General features: G+C 45.0%; 16 protein-coding genes and 1 other annotated feature. Of the genes, 4 read left to right on the top strand and 12 right to left on the bottom strand.

What is annotated here, in order from left to right:
* Positions 1-62 precede the first annotated feature (62 nt).
* On the bottom strand, positions 63-1322 hold the full coding sequence (locus R7Q48_RS07125) for a dicarboxylate/amino acid:cation symporter (protein WP_005376774.1): 1260 nt from the start codon (positions 1320-1322) through the stop codon (positions 63-65).
* Positions 1323-1865: 543 nt separating this feature from the next.
* On the opposite strand from R7Q48_RS07125, the gene R7Q48_RS07120 reads away from it, so the two are divergent.
* Complete coding sequence (locus R7Q48_RS07120; protein ID WP_213894015.1) at positions 1866-3407, top strand: long-chain-fatty-acid--CoA ligase; 1542 nt, start codon at positions 1866-1868, stop codon at positions 3405-3407.
* Positions 3408-3533: 126 nt separating this feature from the next.
* Here the strand turns inward: R7Q48_RS07120 and R7Q48_RS07115 are convergent, their stop codons facing one another.
* The 8 genes from R7Q48_RS07115 to R7Q48_RS07080 form a co-directional block, all read right to left on the bottom strand.
* Positions 3534-4229, bottom strand: a complete 696-nt coding sequence (locus R7Q48_RS07115) for a Crp/Fnr family transcriptional regulator (protein WP_182016734.1) — start codon at positions 4227-4229, stop codon at positions 3534-3536.
* A gap of 196 nt (positions 4230-4425) precedes the next feature.
* Positions 4426-5232, bottom strand: a complete 807-nt coding sequence (trpA, locus tag R7Q48_RS07110) for a tryptophan synthase subunit alpha (protein WP_047103302.1) — start codon at positions 5230-5232, stop codon at positions 4426-4428.
* The gene (trpB, locus tag R7Q48_RS07105; protein WP_256902918.1) at positions 5232-6422 is read right to left on the bottom strand and encodes a tryptophan synthase subunit beta; all 1191 of its coding nucleotides are present in this window, start codon (positions 6420-6422) and stop codon (positions 5232-5234) included. Before trpB ends, trpA begins: the two co-directional genes overlap by 1 nt.
* A 64-nt stretch (positions 6423-6486) precedes the next feature.
* Positions 6487-7926 (bottom strand): bifunctional indole-3-glycerol-phosphate synthase TrpC/phosphoribosylanthranilate isomerase TrpF, encoded by a 1440-nt coding sequence (gene trpCF, locus R7Q48_RS07100; RefSeq protein ID WP_213903921.1) that lies wholly within the window; start codon positions 7924-7926, stop codon positions 6487-6489.
* Between the two features lie 13 nt (positions 7927-7939).
* Positions 7940-8950 carry an anthranilate phosphoribosyltransferase gene (trpD, locus tag R7Q48_RS07095; RefSeq protein WP_017635721.1) on the bottom strand — a complete coding sequence of 337 codons (1011 nt, stop codon included), beginning with the start codon at positions 8948-8950 and terminating at the stop codon, positions 7940-7942.
* A gap of 37 nt (positions 8951-8987) precedes the next feature.
* Entirely contained in the window at positions 8988-9596 is a 609-nt protein-coding gene (locus R7Q48_RS07090) for an aminodeoxychorismate/anthranilate synthase component II (RefSeq protein WP_045480888.1), read from the bottom strand.
* Between the two features lie 16 nt (positions 9597-9612).
* Positions 9613-11178 carry an anthranilate synthase component 1 gene (locus R7Q48_RS07085; RefSeq protein WP_256902917.1) on the bottom strand — a complete coding sequence of 522 codons (1566 nt, stop codon included), beginning with the start codon at positions 11176-11178 and terminating at the stop codon, positions 9613-9615.
* Positions 11179-11304: 126 nt separating this feature from the next.
* Positions 11305-11408, bottom strand: a sequence feature (Trp leader region).
* On the bottom strand, positions 11355-11480 hold the full coding sequence (locus tag R7Q48_RS07080) for a trp operon leader peptide (protein WP_005376787.1): 126 nt from the start codon (positions 11478-11480) through the stop codon (positions 11355-11357). (Overlaps the previous feature by 54 nt.)
* A 95-nt stretch (positions 11481-11575) precedes the next feature.
* Between R7Q48_RS07080 and rnm the strand changes: the two genes are divergently transcribed.
* Positions 11576-12433 (top strand): RNase RNM, encoded by an 858-nt coding sequence (gene rnm / locus R7Q48_RS07075; RefSeq protein WP_005386777.1) that lies wholly within the window; start codon positions 11576-11578, stop codon positions 12431-12433.
* A 59-nt stretch (positions 12434-12492) separates the two neighbouring features.
* Positions 12493-13113 (top strand): L-threonylcarbamoyladenylate synthase, encoded by a 621-nt coding sequence (locus R7Q48_RS07070; RefSeq protein ID WP_005376791.1) that lies wholly within the window; start codon positions 12493-12495, stop codon positions 13111-13113.
* 93 nt (positions 13114-13206) lie between these two features.
* Here the strand turns inward: R7Q48_RS07070 and R7Q48_RS07065 are convergent, their stop codons facing one another.
* The gene (locus R7Q48_RS07065) at positions 13207-13917 is read right to left on the bottom strand and encodes a calcium-binding protein (protein ID WP_005376796.1); all 711 of its coding nucleotides are present in this window, start codon (positions 13915-13917) and stop codon (positions 13207-13209) included.
* A 565-nt stretch (positions 13918-14482) separates the two neighbouring features.
* On the opposite strand from R7Q48_RS07065, the gene rluB reads away from it, so the two are divergent.
* A complete protein-coding gene (gene rluB / locus R7Q48_RS07060; RefSeq protein ID WP_005376798.1) occupies positions 14483-15421 on the top strand; it encodes a 23S rRNA pseudouridine(2605) synthase RluB in 939 nt (312 codons plus the stop codon).
* Between the two features lie 187 nt (positions 15422-15608).
* Here the strand turns inward: rluB and R7Q48_RS07055 are convergent, their stop codons facing one another.
* Together R7Q48_RS07055 and yeiP are read right to left on the bottom strand one after the other, a co-directional pair.
* Positions 15609-15929: an HI1450 family dsDNA-mimic protein gene (locus tag R7Q48_RS07055; protein WP_005376800.1), complete on the bottom strand. Its 321-nt coding sequence runs from the start codon at positions 15927-15929 to the stop codon at positions 15609-15611.
* Between the two features lie 2 nt (positions 15930-15931).
* Positions 15932-16498 (bottom strand): elongation factor P-like protein YeiP, encoded by a 567-nt coding sequence (gene yeiP, locus R7Q48_RS07050; RefSeq protein ID WP_005376801.1) that lies wholly within the window; start codon positions 16496-16498, stop codon positions 15932-15934.
* Positions 16499-16575: the final 77 nt, after the last annotated feature.

Raw genomic sequence — 16575 nt, 5'->3', positions numbered from 1 at the left:
AATGCAAGAAAAGACAAAAAAACCGCTCATTATGAGCGGTTTTTGGTCTATTCAAGAAAGGGTTAGGCTTCTTGCTTTTTTAGCTCAGCTTCTGCCGTTTCTTCTTCAATTAGCGCATCAACGATAACTGCACATGCAGCATCACCTGTGATGTTCAGTGCTGTACGAATCATATCGAAAATACGGTCAAGAGCGAATAGCAGCGGTAGACCTTCAATTGGAATGCCAGCGGCAAGAAGCACGGCAACCACTAGGAAAGAAGGGCCAGGAACACCCGCTTGACCAACCGCACCCAATGTAGACGTTACGATAATTGCAATGTAAGCGCCCATGCCTAGATCGATATTGAACAGTTGAGCAAAGAAGATAGCAACCAAGCCATAGTAAATCGCATTACCTGACATGTTGATCGTTGCGCCTAGAGGCAGAACAAATGATGCAGTTGAATTTTTTACGCCCAGCTCTTTTTCACAGGTGTCCATTGTAACAGGCAGTGTTGCCATAGAAGACGCTGTTGAAAGCGCAACTGCTTGCGGTTTCTTCATTGAAGACAGGAATTTCTTCGCAGATGTCTTCGTGAAAACATGCACCATTGCTGGGTAAACAACGAAACCGAAGATTAGGATGGCGGCAACGTAAACAACGAACAGTTTAAACACCACCATTAGCGCACCAAAACCGAACGTACCGACGGCTTCTGCCATCAGACCAAATACACCGATAGGTGCAATGATCATTACTTTGTTGATCATCCAAACCATTGCGTCAACGATGCAGTTAACACCATTGATGATTGGTTCACGACGCTCTTTTGCTTGCTTAGAAATCGCAATACCAAAGAACATACAGAAAACGAGGATCTGTAGGATGTTTGCTTCATTTAGTGATTGGAAAACGTTGGTTGGGATCATACCAGTGATGGTTGCCCAGAAAGTAGGTAGTTCACCTTTTGAAGCGTATTCTGCTGAGAACATGCCTTCAACGCCAGAGACGTCGATACCCATGCCTGGTTGGAATACTTCACCCATAAATAGTGCAAGCGCAACGGCTAGGGCGGATGTTAAACCAAAATAACCTAGAGTGACGATGCCAACTTTACCTGCTGACTGGCTGTTCCCAAGACCAGCGGCGCCAGAAATCAAGGCGACAGCGACCAAAGGAATAACCAACATTTTGATTAAGTTGATAAAGATAGCACCTAAAGGAGCGAACACTGTCGCATCATGACCCATCATGGCACCAACGGCTGTGCCCACGATCATGGCGATTACGACTTGTACGCCAATGTTGTTTAGCAAACTCTTTTCTTTTAACACTTCCATAACCTCTGTGCTAATAAAATGTAAAATCCTAAAATTACCCACTAACCATAAATGGATTTACGGATAATTATCTCGCCTTGCTTTTTACACTTATCGTTTACAATTGGCAATATGCAGCAAGGTATTATTGATGGATTAATCGATATTTTATTGACGAACGATAAAGTTTTGTTCAATAGCAAACGTTTGCTATTGATTTTTCTTATAAGGGTCGCGCTTAGGATTGTTCAAGTTTATTTTTCTTTATTTGTTTTCTTTTTGTTAATTTTAACCGCTTTTGTATTTGCTATTGCAGTCAGAGTTTTTAGTGACTTGGGTTGATATTTATAACAATTCATCTCTTTCAAGCTCACACTTTTATTAATTTGCCTTCTGAAATGTTAATTGCTTTACATTCTTGGCTCTAATTGCGTTGTAAACATAATGTTAAATTGTAATGACTGGTGAGACTCAAATGCTGACGATCCAGTGTTAGAGATAACTTGCTTAGTTAATGCTCCTGAGCTGATTAGACGAGAAAGACAAGTAAGAGGTGAAGAGACTATGATGAATCTTGCTGCTGCGTTACAAAGAAATGCTGCGAGTAAACCAGATAAAACGGCGTTGATATGTGGCACTGAAAAGATAAATTATGCGCAGTTTGATGCGATCGCCGGCAAGATCGCAGCGTCTTTAATCAATAAAGGCGTAAAGCCAGGTGACCGCGTTGCGATTTCATGCCCAAACATTCCTTTTTTCGCGTTTGTTTATTATGCAATACAAAAAGCTGGCGCGGTTGCAGTCCCATTAAATGTGCTTTTGAAAGCGCGAGAAATTAAGTATCACTTAGAAGATTCAAAAGCGAAGTTTTATTTCTGCTTTGAAGGGACGAAAGAACTGCCAATGGCAAAAGAGGGTGTAAAAGCCTTTGAACAAGTCGATACATGCGAAGGCATAGTCGTACTGACTCAATCTCAAGATGAAAGCTATTGGAATGGTGTAATAACTCTCAATGCGTTTATAGCCGATGTCCAACCGTTGCCAGATTATATACCGCGTAATGCGGATGATACTTGTGTGATTTTGTATACATCAGGGACGACAGGCTTACCAAAAGGCGCTGAGCTGACTCAGCAGAACATCATAATGAACGCTCTGGTGGCACAAAACATTATGGGCAGCCAGGCCGATGATATTCACTTAGTAACTTTGCCTTTATTTCATACATTTGGTCAAACCGTCCACTTAAATGCTAGTGTTTTGGGCGGGGCAACATTGGTGTTAGTGCCTAGGTTTGAGCCTAAACATGTTCTTGAGCTGGTGGAAAAACATAGGGTGACGATATTTGCTGGTGTGCCAACGATGTACATCGGTCTGCTTCATGTGCAGCATCAATTTGATACCTCGTCATTGCGTGTTGCAGTAAGCGGTGGTGCGTCATTGCCAACCGAAATCTTTCGAACCTTTGAAGAAACATTTAATGTGCCGATCTTAGAAGGATACGGGTTGTCGGAGACAAGTCCTATTGCATGTTTTAATCATTTGGATCAGGAGCGCATACCAGGCTCGGTAGGTCAACCGGTTCAAGGTGTCGAAGTAAAAGTTATCGATATTGAAGGTAATGCACTACCGATAGGCGAAGAAGGTGAGATTGTTGTGCGTGGTCATAATGTTATGAAGGGATATCTTGACCGCCCAGAAGTTACTGAATCTGCACTACAAAATGGTTGGTTCCATACTGGTGATGTGGGCCGATTTGACAGTTCAGGTAATTTGTTTATTGTCGATAGAATGAAAGATCTGATCATTCGAGGTGGATTTAATGTTTATCCCAGAGAAATTGAAGAAGTTTTCATGACTCATCCTGCAGTTTCAATGGTCGCGGTGATAGGGATTCCAAATGAAGAGTATGGCGAAGAGATAAAAGCCTACGTTGTACTTAAACCAAAAGAATACATTGACGCCGATTCATTACAAAAGTGGGGTAAAGAGCAATTAGCCTCGTTTAAATATCCTCGTTATGTCGAAATTCGTGAGCACCTCCCGATGAGTGCGACAGGAAAGATTTTGAAACGTGAGTTGAAATCTGAATTGAATATAGCTTAGTCAATTCAATGGTCTTTGTGTCACAGCGCCACTTGCCTAAGCGCAAATGGTGTTGTGCTCTTGACCAATTAGATGCATAAGGTTTTTAGCTATCGTTAGACAATACTTACCGTTTGTTGAATGGATCTATTGCTCGAGTTTTTTAAAGTATTCTTCTAAGCGCTTCGGATTGGTAATGGTTACTGAGCCATAGTTTAGCTCTAGCATCCCGATACTTTCTAATCGTTTTAGTATCTTGTGTACACTCTGACGAGTTAGCCCCATCATGTTAGCGATATGTTCTCTTGTTACCCTGACAACGCATGGTCGAGTATCGATCGCTTGATTAAGTTGGTATTCAGCAAGCAGCAGCAACCTTTTGGCGACTCGTTCTTCAATTCCTCTAATCGCGTCATCTTCGATAACAGAAATAGCAGACCACAAGCGGCGGCTAAGTAAGTCGAGTATAGTGGGGTAACTTTGAGGGTATTTGGCGAGTAATTGGCGAAATTTATCTCCAGGAAGCTCCATTACAGTCACGTCAGAATGCGCGGTCGCACCAAAAATACGAGGCATACCGGGAGAAAAAACATTGTCTCCAAACCAGCCACCAGCTTCGAAAATCATCAGTGTGACTTCTTTGCCTTTTGAACTAATTGAGTTCACTCTCACTGCACCTTGAGCTATGACCATAAGAGAAGATTGAAGCGCACCTTTATTGCAAATCAGTGCTTTTTCGTCGAAGCAGCGAACCTTAGTCATTTGCGCTGCTTCACTAAGCCCTTTATCTGGCAGCCCTGATAGTACAGGACATTTGGCTAGCAGTGTTTTGACTTCTTCCATGTAGCAACCTTACTGCACATTGCTTTATTGAGTGAGTTAAGTTACCCAAGCTTAACACTCTTTGAGTGCTCTGCTTGAGATAGATTTGGAAAGTGCGGGCGTTGAACAAAAAATGACGTGGTATAAACGCGATAGTAAGAAAACGCCCACTAAACATAATGTTAAGCGGGCGTTGTTGTGTCATATCAAACTGAAATTATTTTTGAGTGGCAGCTTTCATTGCAGAAACGAATTCACCTAGCTTGTCGAGCATAATTTGTGGCTGATCAACGTTCGCTTCAATGATTTTTACCACGGCTGAACCAGAAATTGCACCAGCGGCGCCAGATTCTAGTGCTTGTTTCACCTGTGCAGGCTCAGAGATGCCAAAACCAAGTAGTGCTGGTGGCGCATCAAACTGGTTCAGTCTATCGAGCATATGACCTACAGGCATGTTTGCTTTGGTTTCTGCGCCAGTAACACCTGCACGAGAGAGTAGGTAAGTGTAGCCGCCACCTAACTCTGATACTTGCTTCAGTGTTTCATCACTTGCCGTTGGTGGTGCGATGAAGATTGGGTGAATACCAAACTTTTCTGCAGCAGCAACAAATTCGGCACTTTCATTAGTTGGTACATCTGCAATCAAAACAGAATCGATACCTGCTTTTGCACAACGCTCATAGAAGTTCTCGATACCACGAGAGTAAACAAGGTTCGCGTACATAAGAAGACCAATAGGTAACTCTGGGTATTTAGCACGGATCTTACCAATTTGCTCAAAGCAGATATCTGGTGTTGCGCCTGAGTCTAACGCGCGAATGTTAGCGCCTTGGATGGTTGGGCCATCCGCTAGCGGATCTGAGAATGGAATACCAAGTTCAAGGGCATCTGCACCAGACTCAACCAGTGTTTCCATGATTTTGTAAGACTGCTCGGCGTTTGGATCGCAAACCGTTACGAACGGTACAAATGCGCCTTGGTTCTTTTCGTTTAGGCGCTCAAACATCTTTTCATAACGGCTCATTAGATTGCTCCTTTTTCTTCTAAGATGGCGTGTACGGTGAAGATGTCTTTGTCACCACGACCTGATAGGTTAACGACCAATAATTGCTCTTTTTCTGGATTCTCACGAGCCATACGCAGTGCATGAGCCAGTGCGTGAGAAGATTCAAGTGCAGGGATGATGCCTTCGTGACGCGCAATTTCTTGGAATGCTTCTAGTGCTTCATCATCCGTCACGTTGTCATATTCAGCACGGCCAATTGCGTTTAGATGTGCGTGCTGTGGACCAACTGAAGGGAAATCAAGACCAGCAGAGACAGAGTATGACTCTTCAACCTGACCGTTTGGATCTTGCATCAATGGAGCTTTCATACCAAAGAAGATACCCGTTTTACCATGTTTAAGTGGTGCACCGTGCTGGTCAGTATCGATACCTTTACCTGCTGGCTCAACACCAATTAGGCGAACGCTTTCTTCTTCGATGAAGTCAGCAAACATGCCAATCGCGTTTGAACCACCGCCCACACATGCGATAACCGCATCAGGAAGACGACCTTCACGTGCCAAAATCTGATTCTTCGTTTCTTCACCAATCATGCGTTGGAAGTCACGCACGATTGTTGGGAATGGGTGAGGACCTGCCGCTGTACCTAATAGGTAGTGTGCATCTTCATAAGTTGCAGACCAGTCACGCAGCGCTTCGTTACATGCGTCTTTAAGTGTTGCTGAACCCGAGTGGACAGGAATAACCTCTGCGCCCATTAGCTTCATACGGAATACGTTCGGGCTTTGACGCTCAACGTCTTTTGCACCCATGTACACGCGACACTTAAGGCCAAGCAGTGCACATGCTAGTGCGGTTGCAACACCGTGTTGACCTGCGCCAGTTTCAGCGATGATTTCGTTTTTGCCCATGCGTTTCGCAAGTAGCGCTTGACCCAACACTTGGTTGGTCTTGTGCGCGCCACCGTGAAGTAGGTCTTCACGTTTTAGGTACAGTTTGGTTTTCGTACCTTTGGTTAGGTTACGAGTTAGAGTCAAAGCCGTTGGACGGCCCGCATACTCTTGAAGAAGCGTCATGAATTCGCTGCGGAATTCTGGATCTTCTTGCGCGTCGATAAACGCTTGCTCTAGTTGCTCCAGTGCTGGAACTAGATTTTGCGGAACGTACTGACCGCCGTATTCGCCAAAGTAGGCATTCAGTTTTGCCATCGTTATATTCCTTCTCGTATTTTTCGCTACGAATAGCTTTAAATTTTTTAGCTGATATCCAGCTTTAGTAGTTGCGAATAGCAGTGAATGCCGCGAGCAACTTCTGTGAATCTTTTTTGCCTGGTGCGCTTTCTACACCAGAGTTTAAATCTAATCCCAAGCAACCTAGTGTCGCTGCTTGTTGAGCATTTTCTGGCGACAGTCCGCCCGCTAGCATAATTTGACTTGGGTCGCCGATCAGTGACCAGTCGAACACTTGACCAGTTCCACCAGTTTGAGTGCCAACTTGCGCATCTAATAAATGGCGATCAATGTTGTCTGCTAGCAGTTCTGGCTTGGCATCAGTCACGCCGTAAGCTTTCCAAATTTCTACCGCTGCTGGTAGTTCGGCTTTGAGTTGGTTTACGTAAGCTTGGTCTTCTTGACCGTGCAGTTGCACCGCTTTTAAACCCAAAGAGGTGACGACAGAAGCAACAAAATCGATATCGTGATTTTGGAAAACGCCTACATAGTTCAGTGGAGCACCGCTCATGGTTAAGCGAGCACCCTCAAGGTCGACCGCACGCTTCGACTTCTCGACAAAAATCAGGCCACCAAATACTGCGCCTGCTTGATATGCTTTTGCTGCGTCATCTGGATGCGTTAAGCCACACACTTTGTTTTCGCCTAAGGTCACTTTACGTACAGCAAGTTCTAAGTTGTCTTCTGCCATCAGTGAACTACCAATCAAGAAGCCGTCTGCGTATTCCGCTAAATCACGAACTTGTTGATGCGTATAAATGCCAGATTCGGAGATTACTGTTGCGTTAGGAGCCAGTTCACGAATTGTCGGTGCCAGTTCTTTAGTACGATTCAAATCAGTACTTAGGTCGCGAAGGTTACGGTTATTAATGCCGATAACGCGTGCGCCAAGCTTAACGGCACGATGAAGCTCTTCTTCGTTGCTGACTTCGGTCAAGATACCCATGTTCAGGCTGTGCGCCGCTTCCTCTAGCGCTTTGTACTCTTCGTCATTAAGGACAGAAAGCATCAGTAGCACGGCATCAGCACTGTAATGACGTGCTAGGTAAACTTGGTAGGTATCTACCATGAAGTCTTTGCACAGAACAGGTTGTTTGACTTGACCGCGTACTTGAGGAAGAAAGTCAAAGTTGCCTTGGAAGTACTTCTCGTCTGTTAGGACTGAAATCGCATCAGCATGGTTGTTATAAACCGATGCAATGTAATCCAAGTCGAAGTGATCACGAATCAAACCTTTAGAAGGAGATGCCTTCTTACATTCGGTGATGAATGCCGTCGTTTCGCCACTCAGAGCATCGTAGAAGCTGCGGTCCGATGGCAGCAAATCAGACTGAAATGTGCTTAGCGGTTGAGACACCTTACGGTCTGCTACCCACTGATATTTGTCGCGGACAATTTTCGCCAGTACTTCTGCCATTTCTGCTTCTTTCTTAGAAACGTGTTCAGACAGGTTGTCAGCTTGCTGAGTGTTGAAGTCAGTCATGTTCTTCAATTCCTTAAGCGTGTGCGGCAAGTTGTTGTACCAATTGGTACGCCTTGCCTGAATTCATTGCCTCAATCGCTTGTTGCGTGTTGGCTTTTAAATCTTCGTGGCCGAATAGGCGCATTAGCAGAGCAACGTTCACCGCCACTGCGCCCAATTGCGCGTCTGTACCTTTACCCGTCAGAATGTTGGTAATGATCGCTTTGTTTTCTTCAGGATCGCCACCTTTGATCGCTTCTAGCGGGTGCGCTTCTAGACCGAAGTCTGCAGGCGTTAGTTTGTATTCTGTGATCTTACCGTCTTTGATCTCGGCAACGGTTGTTTCACCGTGAATTGCTACTTCGTCCAAGCCACTGCCGTGTACTACAGCGGCGCGCTTCATACCCATTTGTAGCATGGTTTCTGCGATAGGACGAACCAGTTCTTCACTGTAAACGCCCATCAATTCGATGTTAGGACGAGCAGGGTTAATCAGTGGGCCAAGAATGTTAAAGATAGTGCGTGTTTTCATGGTTTGACGCACTGGCATCGCATGGCGCACACCACCGTGGTATTGAGGTGCAAATAGGAAAGCAACACCGATATCGTCTACCGCTTTGCGCGTATCTTCTGCGCTCATGGCTAGGTTGATACCAAATGAATCAAGAAGGTCAGAAGAACCCGATTTGCTTGAAACGCTGCGGTTACCGTGTTTCGCCACTTTTAGACCACATGCTGCAGCAACAAACGCCGCAGTGGTTGAAATGTTGATGGTGTTGTGACCGTCACCGCCAGTACCTACGATATCTGCGAAATCGTAATCTGGACGAGGGAATGGGTTTGCGTTTGCCAGCAGTGCTTTCGCTGCGCCCGCAATTTCATCTGGTGTCTCGCCTTTGATTTTTAGTGCAGTCAGTGCTGATGCCATTAAAATTGGGTCTAGTTCACCACGGATAATGATGTCGAATAGCTGTTGGCTCTCTTCCTGAGTAAGCGATTCTTGCTCGTACAGTTTGGTAATAATAGGGTTGATGATTGCTTCCATATTTCCTCTCCTAAATTTCTTATGTGCCAAGTGCTTTTTAAGCAGTGAGTGGGTTCGCTGAAGTTTGTTCTTCAAGTGCCCATTCAATGGCATTGGCCAACAGTGTTGCTCCGTAGGTCGTCATAATAGATTCCGGGTGGAACTGGAACCCGCAAACTTTATCTTCTTCATGTACAACAGACATTACCAAGTCATCTACTTCTGCTGTGATGTTTAGGCTCTCAGGAACCTTGGTCGCAACCAGCGAGTGGTAACGTGCAATCGCAAGTGGTGATGGTAGGTTTTGGTAAATCGCATGGTTTTGGTGCTCCATCATAGAGACCTTACCGTGAATGATTTCGCCTGCGCCAGCAACGGTGCCGCCGTATGCTTCAACAATCGCTTGGTGACCAAGACAAATCCCGATCATCGGCACTTTGCCTTTCATGCGTTGGATAAGCTCTGGCATTGAGCCTGCCTCTGACGGTGCGCCTGGGCCTGGCGATAGCAGAACCACTGGGTTTTCAAGCTCGTTTACCGCTTGTTCAATGGTTTCTGCTGGGATGTTGTTTCGGTAAATCTTGACTGAGTGACCTAGCGAGCGGAATTGATCCACAAGGTTGTAGGTGAACGAGTCAAAGTTGTCGATAAAAATGATATTAGCCATCTCTGAACCCTATTCCTTATTGTGACTTATGCGCTGCTTGGATAGCAGAGATTACCGCTTGTGCTTTGCTGCGCGTTTCGTCTGCTTCCGCTTGCGGGTCAGAGTCGAACACCACGCCAGCACCAGCTTGAACTTGAGCAATGCCGTTCTCAACGTACGCTGAGCGGATCACGATACAAGTATCTAATGTTCCTTCGCCGGTAAGGTAGCCCACAGCACCGCCGTAGCTACCGCGTCGTGCGCCTTCTACGTCGCGAATCAACTGCATTGCACGAATCTTTGGTGCACCAGTGAGTGTGCCCATGTTCATACATGCTTGATATGCGTGCAGCGCGTCTAGGTCTTCACGCAGTTGACCAACCACACGAGATACCAAGTGCATTACGTGGCTGTAGCGGTCGACTTTTAGAAGGTCTGCTACGTGGCGAGTGCCAGCTTGAGCAATACGAGCGACGTCGTTACGTGCTAAGTCAACCAGCATCATGTGTTCTGCGTTTTCTTTCATGTCGGTACGCAGTTCAAGTTCGATGCGGCTATCTAGGTCGAAATCAATCTCGCCGTTAGGGCGCTTACCGCGGCGACGAGTGCCTGCGATTGGGTAGATTTCAATTTGGTTAGTGTCGGTTTCGTACTTAAGCGCGCTTTCTGGTGATGCGCCAAACAGAGTGAACAGCTCATCTTGCATGTAGAACATATAAGGGCTCGGGTTACTTTGTTTTAGTTCTTTGTAAGCTGCCAGTGGAGAAGGGCAAGGTAGAGTGAATCGGCGAGATGGTACAACTTGGAATACATCGCCTTTCACTACGAACTCTTTTAAGTCGCGAACAGTTTGGCAGAAGTCTGCATCAGATACGCTAGGTTCTACCGTTACGTCAGCGATTTGTTTTGCGCTTGGCAGTAGTTTTGGCGCTGCACACTGAGCGCTGACTTCTGCAATACGAGTCTCTAACGCTGTTTTCTCTGAACCATCAACAAACAACGTCGCTTGAAGCTGGCAAGATTCCGTTTGATGGTCGACAACAAGCAGTGTTTCCGCGACGTAGAAAACGTAATCTGGACACTGATTTGTTGCTTCTGCATTCCCAAGCGGCTCGAAATTTGCGACTAAGTCGTAGGCAAACAGACCACCAAGGAAAATCGCGTGTTTGTCTTGCTGTGAAATATCAAAACTATGCTGAACCAAACGCAGCGCATCGAAAGAAGAGGCTTCACGTAGGCGAGAGTCTTCATCTAACGTGCCGCATGGCTGGCTAAATTCCAAAGTTAGCGTTTCGCCATCGAACTTACTCTCTACATCACCACGGATGTTCTGGTTTAGGTGAGACAGTAGGTTTTTACCGTTGTTGGTCAAGGCGTGCATGCTAACGGTATGGCCGAAGCAAACAATGCGAACCGCTGAATCTACGATCAGCAGGGATTTTAAATTTTGCTTTGAATCGATCTCAGCAGATTCCAGCAATAGGCTGTCAGTTTTGTTCTCACATAGTGTGTGGAACAAGCGAGTCGGGTCTTGAGTATAAGGGACGGAAGCCGTTAGCACTTCAAGCTGTCCAAGTTTCTTAATTTCAATGGCCTTGTTCACAAGACCTCCTTGTAGCTGTTTAAATCTTCCTGCCGTACATAGTCGCATAAAGCAAACGTTCTCCCAATCTAGAGTTGGCTATATTCGATTAATGTTTAGGCAGTTGAATGTGAAATGAGCAACAAAACAAAAAAGCCCGCTTAAGTAGCGGGCTTTACAACGTTTGGTTCTATAAACTAGAAGTATACGTTTGCCCACCAAGAACTAGTCCAAGTGCGCCACCAAGCAAGATCTGATGAGTTTGCCTTATTAAGACAAACCGCAACTTTCGCTTTTTGGTTTTGGTTAAATTCTTGTAACATGGTGAACCTTAAATTACGTACTTTGTATTTGTGTACTAGTTAACTAGTGCGAGAGTAAAAAGTCAACCCCAAAACGGCATTAAAACGATAAAAATATGAGAATTGATTTACATAGTCACACCACTGCATCGGACGGTCGGTTAGAACCTAAAGATTTAGTGGAAAGGGCGCTGAGTTTTGATATCGAGGTTTTGGCGATCACTGATCACGATACGGTTGACGGTTTGGCGTTAGCTAAGCAATACGTTCAAGATAATAATTTGCCGATAAAAATCATCAATGGCATTGAGATATCGACCGTCTGGCAAAACAAAGACATTCATATTGTCGGCCTGAATATTGATCCGGAAAATGAACAATTATCTGCCCTCATAGAACAGCAGAAGCAGCATCGCATAACACGATCTGAGTTAATTGCAGAGCGACTACAAAAAGCTACTCGAGTAGGTGTGCTTGAAGAGGTAAGGCAAATCGCCGGTGATGCTCCAGTGACAAGAGCGCATTTCGCGAAATGGTTGGTAGATAATGGTTACGCAAAAACCATGCAAATGGTGTTTAAAAAATACCTAACGCGTAATAACCCAGGTTATGTACCACCGAATTGGTGTTCGATGAAGGATGCGGTTGATGCTATCCATGCGGCTGGTGGAATGGCGGTATTAGCGCATCCTGGCAGATATAAGTTGACAGCGAAGTGGATTAAGCGTCTTCTAGCAGCGTTTGTCGAAGCAGGTGGTGATGCGATGGAAGTTGCACAGCCACAGCAAGCGCAACAAGAAAGGCGCAACTTGGCTGATTATGCTATACAATACAAACTATTAGCCTCTCAAGGCAGTGATTTTCACTACCCATCACCGTGGATGGAGCTAGGAAGGAACCTATGGTTGCCTGCTGGCGTCGAACCAGTTTGGAAAGATTGGGGAATAGATCCTTCGTTGAATAATACTCAGTAATACGAAGTCGAGAACCCATAAAAATATAGAGCCGAGAGGCTCGATAATGAGGAATTACAATGAGCCAGTTTTTTTACGTTCACCCAGAAAACCCACAGGCTCGCTTGATTAATCAAGCAGTAGCAATCATTCGTAACGGCGGCGTTGTGGTTTACCCTACTGATTCAGGGTATGCACTTGGCTGTCAGTTGGAGAACAAACAGGCACTGGAACGAATCTGTCAGATTCGTCGTCTGGATGATAAGCATAACTTTACTTTGCTGTGTCGTGATTTGTCGGAGCTTTCTCTCTATGCCCGAGTGGATAACTCTGCATTCCGACTGCTGAAAAATAACACACCAGGTCCTTACACCTTCATCTTCAAAGGCACAAAAGAGGTGCCGCGTCGTTTGATGAATGCAAAACGTAAGACCATCGGTATCCGTGTTCCAGACAATCAAATTGCCTTGGACTTGTTGGAAGCATTAGGTGAGCCGATGATGTCTACGTCGTTGATTCTACCTGGCAGTGACGTAACAGAATCTGATCCAGAGGATATTCGCGATAAACTAGAACATGCGGTTGATGTGATTCTTAATGGCGGTTACTTAGGTGAACAACCTACGACTGTAATTGACTTTAGCGAAGGTGAACCTGTTGTGGTTCGTTTGGGATCTGGTGACCCTGCACCATTCGAATAGTAGACGCACACCACCGTCAAACAAAATAGGAGGCATCGCGCCTCCTATTTTAGTTGTCATATCGAATATCTCATTGAACTTAACTGATTGAGGTTAAGCGAAATCGAAAATGTCGATACCATTTTGTTCTGCATAGTTGATGTATGCAGAGCTCACACCGTTTAGTGTCACTTCAACATTGTATTCATCACTTGAGAATACTGCCCAGCCACATTCATTGTAAGATAAAGTCAGATCATCCGCTGAATCCAAGAACGTATCTCGAATGCCATCGTTATCAGTGTCTCGGCCCATATCAAAGACAAGTTTGTCATGGAAAATATTAAAATCGACAATGTCGGCTTTAACATCAATATCGTTGGAAGACACTGGCTGATCAGGTACACCAATAGCCAGGCGGTTTGTAAGCACGAAGGTGTCGTCTCCACAGCCACCGCTCAGTACTGATTCACCATCACCAACAACGAGCGTGTCGTTACCCCAGCCACCACTCAAGTAGTTGTTGCCTGAATAATCAAAAATTGTGTCGTCGCCGCAGCCACCAAAGAGTTTGTCGTTTCCTAATCCGCCGGATAGGAAATCGTTTCCAAAGCCGCCAGAAACAAAGTCGTTACCTCGGCCACCAAGCAAGGTATCATCTCCCCAGCCACCGAAGACAATATCATTACCTCCGTATCCTACAAACTTATCATCACCACAGAAGCCGAAGAAGATATCGGTTGTTTCAGAGCCTTTTGTGCCTGTCATATCGTCATCTTGAGATGTCCCAAAAATCCAATTTAGGTCGAGATTTAGCATAGACATTGTTCTATTCCTTTTTGTCTGATTTATGCCAATCGCCGAGAGTGCAGAGCGAACCTAGAGAGTCAGAGTACACGATAGCATTAGTGTTATTTTTGATGTGAACTAATGACTTAAAGACAATTTTTGTCTTGTTACCCACGACCTTGTTTTGCTATGAGCGCTCATTGTCTGCGGTGATTGGTATTACTTAGCAGCAAACAGGGACGGCTTATTCTTCGTTGCTTTCTAGCAATACGAACAGTAAACACACCCCAAGTGGTTATTGTTGTAACCCTGACAATTTTATCAGGTACCGCGTGGTTAAAGTGGTTCAGGAAGACCGATATTAGTGGGATTCTCGTTGAGCAATGCCTGCATTAAGTAGTAAAAAAGTTGCAGAATAGGACAAATATTTCGGTCATTTTTGAAGTGAATTTTGGTGTGGAGAATGGCGCCGATTTAGCTTACATTAACTAAGAAAGTTACGTATAATGTCCGACCGAAAAATCCCACTGAAATGGGTAAATAGCAAAATGCAGACCAATCCTGGTCTAGACGTCTGTGAAGACGACACATAGGTAGATAAATGAGCGAAAAGTTACAAAAAGTATTAGCACGTGCTGGTCACGGTTCTCGTCGTGAGATTGAATCGTTAATTAAATCTGGTCGCGTTAGCGTGAACGGTGTAGTCGCTAAGCTTGGTGAAAGACTTGAAGACGAGAGCAGCGTAGTTCGTATCGATGGTCACATTGTCTCTGCAAAGATTCAAGAAGAAGTGATTTGTCGTGTACTTGCGTACTACAAACCTGAGGGTGAACTGTGTACTCGTCACGATCCAGAAGGTCGTCGTACTGTTTTTGATCGTCTGCCAAAAATTCGTGGCTCTCGTTGGATTTCAGTTGGTCGTCTGGATGCGAACACTTCTGGTCTTCTACTTTTCACAACGGATGGTGAACTGGCGAACCGCTTAATGCACCCAAGCCGCCAAGTTGAACGTGAATACCTAGTACGTGTGTTCGGTGAAGTAACTGAACAGAAAGTTCGTAATCTAGTAAAAGGTGTTGAACTGGAAGACGGTTTAGCTCGCTTTGAAGATGTTGTTTACGCGGGTGGTGAAGGCATGAACCACACGTTTTACGTTGTTATCAACGAAGGTCGTAACCGCGAAGTTCGTCGACTATGGGAATCGCAAGAGTGTACCGTTAGCCGTCTGAAACGTGTTCGTTACGGCGACATCTTCTTAGACAAGAAACTGCCTCGTGGCGGTTGGATGGAGCTTGACCTGAAAGAAGTAAACTACTTGCGTGAGCTTGTAGAGCTTCGTCCAGAGAAAGAAACCATGCTTGATCTGAACAAAGACAATACGTCACGCAAACGAGAGCGTGCACGCAGCCAAAAAATTCGTCGCGCAGTTAAGCGCCATGAAGAGCGTGTTAACACGCCAAAAGGTCGCAGCAACAACCCTTCTCGTCGTAAGCCGAAGAAGACTGCTGGTGACCAAGGCGCACGCAACAAGCATCGTTAATCGATAGCAAAACATCAGAAAGGCTTGCCAATTCGGCAAGCCTTTTTCTTATCTGTTACATAACAAAAGGATCTAAAGCCTATATAGAGCAGGGTGCTTTGTATAAACATATATCTCAGCTAGACGAAAACAACAGATAAAAAAATACCAGCACTAGGCTGGTATCTTTGTTCATGATGAAGAAACGTTAATCGCGTTTCCAAAGCATATGGCAGAACTTATGTTCAGGGTCTCGGCTGATTAGCATACGAGCAAATACGTCATCAAGAACGTCATTTTCCTCATTTACTAGGCCGATACGAACCTCTGCATATACTTCTTTGTCGATCTCGAAGCCAACATGTTCAACCCAGTCATCACCGGTTTCAACAAGTTCTGCGGCACCACGATCTTCAAATTGCGCAGTAAACAGAATCACGTCAGCTGGCTCTAGGTTATCTGGAGCCATCTCAAGGAAAATGTCGTACGCTGCGTCGATGACGTCGTCGTAAGAAATCAAATCAGACATGCTTATGCTCGGCTCATGTATTTACGTTCAGCTGTGTTAATGATAACTCGGTCACCAGTTGCAATGTACTCAGGAACCTGGATGACAAGACCTGAAGCGAAGCGTGCTGGTTTAGTACGAGCAGATGCAGAAGCACCTTTGATTGAAGGGTCAGTTTCTTCAATCACTAGCTCAACAGAAGATGGTAGTTCAATACCCACTGCAGCACCGTTAACAAGGATAATGTGGATACCTTGTGTATCTTCGTTGATGAACAGCATGTCGTCTTCAACTTCATTGTGCTTGAATGTGTATTGTGAGTAGTCTTCGTTATCCATGAAGATGTGCTCATCGCCGTCAGCGTATGAGTACACAACTGCACGTTTGTTCATTTCTACCGTTTCAACAACGTCATCAGACTTGTAACGCTCATCTACACGTGCGCCCGTGTTTAGATCTGTACAACGCATTTTGTAGATTTTAGCGCCGCCACGACCGCCAGGAGTCGTTACTTCGATGTCTTTAACTAGAAGAGTTTTACCATTAGACTCGATTGCGAAGCCTTTTTTGATTTCACTTGCCTTTGGCATTGTATATTCCTATTCATACTTATTAAGCAAAACTCGGTGATTATAGCGCTAAGTTAGCCGCCTAGCATTAAAATTCA

It is taken from the genome of Vibrio sp. 378, assembly GCF_033339435.1.
This window is presented reverse-complemented; position numbering and strand designations above follow the sequence as displayed.

Coding starts and splice junctions, on each gene's coding strand:
- R7Q48_RS07065 (WP_005376796.1), bottom strand. CDS start 13,917: ATGTCTATGCTAAATCTCGACCTAAATTGGATTTTTGGGACATCTCAA.
- R7Q48_RS07055 (WP_005376800.1), bottom strand. CDS start 15,929: ATGTCTGATTTGATTTCTTACGACGACGTCATCGACGCAGCGTACGAC.
- R7Q48_RS07120 (WP_213894015.1), top strand. CDS start 1,866: ATGATGAATCTTGCTGCTGCGTTACAAAGAAATGCTGCGAGTAAACCA.
- R7Q48_RS07070 (WP_005376791.1), top strand. CDS start 12,493: ATGAGCCAGTTTTTTTACGTTCACCCAGAAAACCCACAGGCTCGCTTG.
- R7Q48_RS07080 (WP_005376787.1), bottom strand. CDS start 11,480: ATGTTACAAGAATTTAACCAAAACCAAAAAGCGAAAGTTGCGGTTTGT.
- rluB (WP_005376798.1), top strand. CDS start 14,483: ATGAGCGAAAAGTTACAAAAAGTATTAGCACGTGCTGGTCACGGTTCT.
- trpA (WP_047103302.1), bottom strand. CDS start 5,232: ATGAGCCGTTATGAAAAGATGTTTGAGCGCCTAAACGAAAAGAACCAA.
- R7Q48_RS07090 (WP_045480888.1), bottom strand. CDS start 9,596: ATGGCTAATATCATTTTTATCGACAACTTTGACTCGTTCACCTACAAC.
- rnm (WP_005386777.1), top strand. CDS start 11,576: ATGAGAATTGATTTACATAGTCACACCACTGCATCGGACGGTCGGTTA.
- trpD (WP_017635721.1), bottom strand. CDS start 8,950: ATGGAAGCAATCATCAACCCTATTATTACCAAACTGTACGAGCAAGAA.
- trpB (WP_256902918.1), bottom strand. CDS start 6,422: ATGGCAAAACTGAATGCCTACTTTGGCGAATACGGCGGTCAGTACGTT.
- R7Q48_RS07115 (WP_182016734.1), bottom strand. CDS start 4,229: ATGGAAGAAGTCAAAACACTGCTAGCCAAATGTCCTGTACTATCAGGG.
- yeiP (WP_005376801.1), bottom strand. CDS start 16,498: ATGCCAAAGGCAAGTGAAATCAAAAAAGGCTTCGCAATCGAGTCTAAT.
- trpCF (WP_213903921.1), bottom strand. CDS start 7,926: ATGACTGACTTCAACACTCAGCAAGCTGACAACCTGTCTGAACACGTT.
- R7Q48_RS07125 (WP_005376774.1), bottom strand. CDS start 1,322: ATGGAAGTGTTAAAAGAAAAGAGTTTGCTAAACAACATTGGCGTACAA.